The 6014-nt window shown below is 46.2% G+C and carries 6 protein-coding genes; all 6 read left to right on the forward strand.

The features are described from left to right. On the forward strand, positions 1-395 hold a 395-nt coding region (locus tag WC356_07170), incomplete at its 5' end, for a hypothetical protein (protein MFA5382924.1). Positions 396-1553: 1158 nt separating this feature from the next. Then, positions 1554-1976 carry a hypothetical protein gene (locus WC356_07175; GenBank protein ID MFA5382925.1) on the forward strand — a complete coding sequence of 141 codons (423 nt, stop codon included), beginning with the start codon at positions 1554-1556 and terminating at the stop codon, positions 1974-1976. A 364-nt stretch (positions 1977-2340) separates the two neighbouring features. Then, positions 2341-3147 carry a hypothetical protein gene (locus WC356_07180; protein MFA5382926.1) on the forward strand — a complete coding sequence of 269 codons (807 nt, stop codon included), beginning with the start codon at positions 2341-2343 and terminating at the stop codon, positions 3145-3147. Between the two features lie 324 nt (positions 3148-3471). Continuing rightward, positions 3472-4290: a hypothetical protein gene (locus WC356_07185; protein ID MFA5382927.1), complete on the forward strand. Its 819-nt coding sequence runs from the start codon at positions 3472-3474 to the stop codon at positions 4288-4290. A gap of 4 nt (positions 4291-4294) precedes the next feature. Beyond that, positions 4295-4747, forward strand: a complete 453-nt coding sequence (locus tag WC356_07190) for a hypothetical protein (GenBank protein ID MFA5382928.1) — start codon at positions 4295-4297, stop codon at positions 4745-4747. 296 nt (positions 4748-5043) lie between these two features. Further along, a complete protein-coding gene (locus WC356_07195) occupies positions 5044-5838 on the forward strand; it encodes a ParB/RepB/Spo0J family partition protein (GenBank protein MFA5382929.1) in 795 nt (264 codons plus the stop codon). Positions 5839-6014 lie beyond the last annotated feature (176 nt).

Here is a 6014-nt window from a genome sequence, read left to right on the forward strand (position 1 = left end):
AGGAGATGGAAAAAACAATTCAGGATCCGCATCGCCTCGGTTTTATACTTTGGAAAAACAGAGTGCGAACAATCGCAACATCTCGCAATGTTAAGTTGGTGCCGCCAACAGAAAAATATGAATTCGTCGGGAACTATAATTCGCTCGAATCAGCTTACGAATTATTTCAGAAGTTAGAAGACGATGCGCAGATGAACGAGGGCTGTAAACCAGCGGTGCGCTTAAATAAGAACTCAATTGTATTTGGCGCGGACGGGCATTACAACAACGGAAATGAGCGTTTTAATTTGCTCAAGAAAACACCAGTCGAACAATTATTACGCAAGATAGATCGAATAAGGAATGATTTACCAGCCACACCAGCACCCACCGATACCGAGAAGCCCGCATTTTAGGCGCTTTTTTATAATTTTTTTTAGGCGCTTTTTTTCTCAAAATAATAATGTTGCTAATTCGTAGGAAGACTATAATTCGTCGAATTCGATTATGTTGCTAATTCGTAGGAAGACTATAATTCGTCGAATTCGATTATGTTGCTAATTCGTAGGAAGACTATAATTCGTCGAATTCGATTATGTTGCTAATTCGTAGGAAGACTATAATTAGTCGAATTCGATTATGTTGCTAATTCGTAGGAAGACTATAATTCGTCAAATTCGATTATGTTGCTAATTCGCAGTCCTCGCTCGCCACCGCCTCTGCATATGTGTTTGTTATAGCCCAAATCTATTCAGTGCAGGTTTGAAAGTAAACGTCTTAATTACTCTTTTGGTCTATAACAAAGCAATATGCACAACTGCACAACTCGCTCAACTTCAGTCGCTCGTTATTATTTGTGCAGTTACGGCGGTGGCATTGCTCGGACTGCACGGCGGATGTAACTTCGCAACGGCTATCTCAAGCCGGCTCAGTAAAGCAAAAGCTGGCTCTCGTTATTACCGTTCGTTCACTGCCGGCAGCCACGCCTTGCGTCTGACAAAACCAGCCGCTTCGTCGCGTCCGCATCCATTGTTGTCCCCCGGCTGGAATAGACTCGCGCTCGCATCTTACACACTCAGCCTACTCGGCTACGCCTCGTAGCCTGATTTCGTCGTTTGCTTTGCAAAAAAATTTTTCTACACGTTCTAACCGTTCGTTACTGGATCTCGTTAGCCCAGGTGTCTCAACCGTTTTAAATTCAGACGATACAAGGACTGAAAGACTTCAACCAGGGGCTGACTTCTCAGCACTATAACGCCACAGCAACATTAAGCTAAATGCAAGAATCAAAACAAAACACCCGTTTAAATACAAATAACCGTTTTAACGCCCCAATTATAAAGACCGATAATTAAGCAAAATAAGCATACCGAGGAAGTCTTTCTTTCCTTGTAAATGGGCTGGGTATTAGCACATACGCCACCATTACTGCCTTAGGGCAATCACTCTTATTTTTTTAAATAATAAGCCGCGCATTTGCGCGGCTACTATCTGTGCTTGACATTACATCTGTAATTATTTATGTTTGTTCCAACGCCAACAAAAAATTATTCATTTTTTAAAGGAGTTACAACATGTCTATCCCCGTAATTTCCTCAAGCGCAGCCGCTGAAAAGTGGGCACGACGCTCACAGGGTGCTACCGTTGACTACACGACCGGCGTTGCCAATCCGAGCATCGATTGGGCTACAGCCACCAAAGCGTCGGAAGATAACTACAAAACTTCCGTCATCGCCGCAGCAAACGCAGGTCGCTTCGGTAAAGGCGTCTCGGCAGCCGGCTCGGAGAAACAAAAGAAAAATGCTGTCGAAAAAGGTGGAGCGCGCTGGGCTCCCGGCATCGCAGCATCGCAAGACGCATTCGGCTCTGGCATCGGTCGCGTTCTTAGCACTGTAAGCGCGCTTACTCTTCCACCGCGTGGTGTCAAAGGCGATCCGCGCAATCTGCAACGTGTAACTATTGTTGCCAACGCACTCCACCAGATGAAAGTTAAATAAATGCACGTGCGAACAGTCATACTCACCATCGTAATTGGCGTAACGATGGCTTCGGTTTCAGGTTGCGGACTTTTTCAAAGCCCGCAATCTGGAACATACTGCACTCAGATTGCCTCTGTGGTGCAAGAGGTAGCGCTCATTGCTTGTCAGGCAATAAGTGCCACCGAATCTTCAAAGACGCTTTCAAATAGTGGTAACGTAATACTACAAACTGCGGTCATCGAATCAGACACCGTAAAATTCACAGCCGAAAATTATCGTGAGGGCTACGTTCGCATCACTTGGACATCAAGCCAAGGAAAAGAAGGCGTCCTCTCTATGGCTCTCGGTAATCCATCGACTAACTAATCAAGGATAAAATAAAATGGGTAAAGCATTGCATGTAATTACAGGCGGTCTTGTCGCGGCGCCCGCCGCGCCTGGTCTGCCGATCGTGATGGTCGCAAACGATTCACTCACGATGCGTGAATCAGTTTCAGATGCCAGGATTCGTTTATTAAGCGTGTGGGCTTTTCTGCAAACCGGCGGCATGATTAACATCGCGTCCCCGCTCTTGCACGACCAGCTCAACGCGCTAAACTTTTTAGTTCCGGCTGCCGAAACCGAGCCGCTATTTGCGCCCGGTATTTCTCAGGAAGTAAAAAGCGAAGATACACTTGCCGTGAATATGAGCGGCACCGCCGCCGCGCTCGATCAGGATAACGTCAGCTTGCTCTTACAGTATGACGACATGAAAGGCATCGATAGTCAGCTGTTTACATTCGACGAAATCAAGGACAAAATAAAAAACCTGAAAACACTCCACACAACCCACGTGTGCGGCGTTGCAGGTGGCTATAGCGGTGCAGTGTTACTCAATGCAGCCGCTAACGTCGGTGTGCTAAAAGGCAATACCAAGTATGCGTTACTCGGTCTTCGTGCAAACCTTCGTTGTCAAACTATCGGCATTACTGGGCCGGATACTGGCAACCTGCGCATCGGCTGCCCTGGCAATATCGCACAGCGAACGGTCGCTCAAGACTGGTTTAAAAAGTTATCGCTAAAAACTGGTCTCGCAACTATCCCTGTAATCGATAGTGCGAACATCGCCAGCACTATGATCGACATTGTGAATAACGAAAACGCGCTTACCGTTATCGTTAGTTCACTCTGGGCGGAGCTCAGCACCTAATGCGTGACTTCGTCACACTCTCGGATGAAGAGAAGCGGGCACTCTCCAACGCTTCTCTTACTTCCAGGGGTATAAATGTAGCGGCTGCATCAGTAGTGCTACTCAATCCTAATCCAAACCGTAAGCTCTGCACTATCTGTAACGATTCCGCTAACATCGTTTATTTAAGTCTCGGCCAAGTAGCAGTCACCGCTGAGGGAATCCGCTTAAACCCAAACGGTGGTGTTTTTACTCTCGGCGAATTTTCTGATTTTCCTTACTTCGGCTCTGTATCGGCTATCTCAGTTGCTGCCGGTTCGAACGTTATTATTACGGAGGTCTAAAATGGGTTTATTCAATCCTGCATCTATAACCGCTAAAGATTTACACGATTTCGGCGACGGGAAAGACGGCAATATAATATTTGACGTCGATACCGATCTCCTTCCTAATATGCGCTACCAAAACGTTGTAGTGATGGGCGGCGTGACTCTGCGCACAATGAACAATCCACTTATTGTAAAAGATACACTGCGTAATAACGGTATAATAAGTGCGAACGGGTTAGGTAACGTCGCGCAGCCAGTCTCCTTTCTCGGTGCTGGAATGGATGGAGCTCCCAACGCAGTTGGTGCTGGCGGGCTGGGTATGGGCGAGGTATCGCTTGGCGTGGGCGGTCAAGGTGGTAATGGCGGCGATGGTAGCGTCAATCCAGGCGGCGCCGGCGGCGTAAGTGAAACCGATCCGGGTCAAGCCCACGTTGTAACGATATTGTTAGCACTCTGTAAATTATTTTTCGGTTTTATATTTCAGGTTAATAACTCACTGCGCGCGGGTGCAGGTGGCGGTGCAGGCGGTGGCAATGGCGTCGGTTTCGAAGGCGGTTATGGTGGAGCCGGAGCTGGCTTGCTAACTATAAATGCCAAAGTTATAAACAACGATGGTGGCTCTTTTCTTGCACAGGGTGAACCCGGTCAAAATGGTATTGGCGGCAATTCCGGTGGTGGCGGTGGTGGCGGTGGCGGACGAATAACCGTCTTCTCTACTTCTCCACAGAACGGCACCCTCTACGCTAGTGGCGGAATAAATGGCATGGGCTCACTTGGCGGCACCAACGGCACGGCTGGAACTGATGGCGTGATTGATTGGACACAAGTCCTGTAAGTTTATGTCCACAACTTCTATCATACCAAGCCCTCGCTACCGCAAAACTGATCTAATTAGGTTTCCGCATTTCGGCGTATCGGATGCGGAAATACTTTCCCTCTGGCTCAAGTCCGGGCTCGCTGATAATTACATCGGATTTGATTATGACATAAAAGTTGGAAAATACGCAGAAGATTCGGTTACAAATCCCAGCCCACAGGCACGGCTCGAAGCTGGCACTCTTGCTAAAAGAATCGACTGCGTAGCTTTCCATACTCCAATAGAGCTCGACATTATCGAAGTAAAAGCAAATAAAATTCACTCTGCCTTAGGGCAGCTGTTGTCTTATAATTCCCTTTTTAAAACCACGTATCCAATTCTGAAAGTCAAAGACCTCATTATCATTACTGCTTATAACGACGTTGAACTCGTCCGCTTTGCTCAGTCTTACGGCGTTAAAGTCTTCGTATTATAATTATTTTTTACTTGACAATACTTATTGTTATTACTACCTTCTTATAGACGGCAATAGCCGTGGTAACCCAAATTCCAATTACAATTATTACGGAGGTTTTATGTATATAGTCAGAGCTGTTAAGCAAGGAAACAGTATTATGTTATCTATCCCCGCGCCAATGCGAAGAGAGATGAATATAAATCGCAGCGAATATTTTCAATGCGCCGCGGTTGATGAGTCCACTCTATCTTACCACCGTCTCGTAGCTTCACCACAAACCGCGCTAAATCAAATCACGAAGAAAGGAAATGAAAATGTCAAGCGAAAATCGGCAGCTAAGAAACATATCCATCAATCTCATAGATCCAAATCCAAATCAAAGTAGGAAAAATTATGAACCCGAATCTTTGTCCGAACTCGCTGACTCAATCGCTAAGGTTGGCCTCATCAATCCTATTACCGTTGTGGAATGTGGCGCGCGTTATATTCTACAGACTGGTTCGCGCCGCCTGGAAGCAGCTAAGCTCCTCAGACAAAACTTTATTGCTGCATTCGTTACCAGAGCAGATGTCTCCGCTGACGTCGGCGCTATGCTACACGAGAATCTTTATCGCAGCGATCTTTCTCCATATGAAGAGGGCTGTTCATATTCGTCGCTAATCAAAGACGGTGGTTATGATTTGAAAAAACTTTGCCACCTAACTGGCAAACCGGAATCTTACGTGTCCGCTCGAATCAAGCTTATTTCTATGAGCGAAGAAATTCAATCGTTCGTTCACGAGGGAAAACTCCAAATATCACACGCCCTGGAACTAAGCAAAATCGATGATACAGCTCAGCAGCTCAGTTATGCCAAATACGCCGTTGAAACGAGCGCAAATTTACAGACCGTAAAATACTGGGTGCAGCAGTATTATGCCGCTAAAAACGCTCCTGCTGCCCCTGACGGCACACCTACAGTCTCACTCCAACCATTACAAATGCCTAGTTTTGGCTGGAACTGTTTTGTGTGCGAAAACCACACAGAGGCAACTGTTTGCAAAACGCTGCACATTTGCCCTGAGTGCTTTGAATCTCTCTACGCACAAATACAAAAAGCCAAGTCATAAATGTTATTACAGATTTAACTTGACTTTTGTTTTTTGCTTTTGTATTCTGAGGTTGCCCTGAGGCAGATGCCCGCAGCCTCGCTCTTCCTCCGAAAGGAAGTAGTAGCGTGCCAGTTGCGGGCATTGCTTTTTAAATAATTATTCTATCACATATTTCTTTCGGAGGATTTATGCAT

It is taken from the genome of Candidatus Micrarchaeia archaeon, assembly GCA_041653315.1.
Classification (GTDB): domain Archaea; phylum Micrarchaeota; class Micrarchaeia; order Anstonellales; family JAHKLY01; genus JAHKLY01.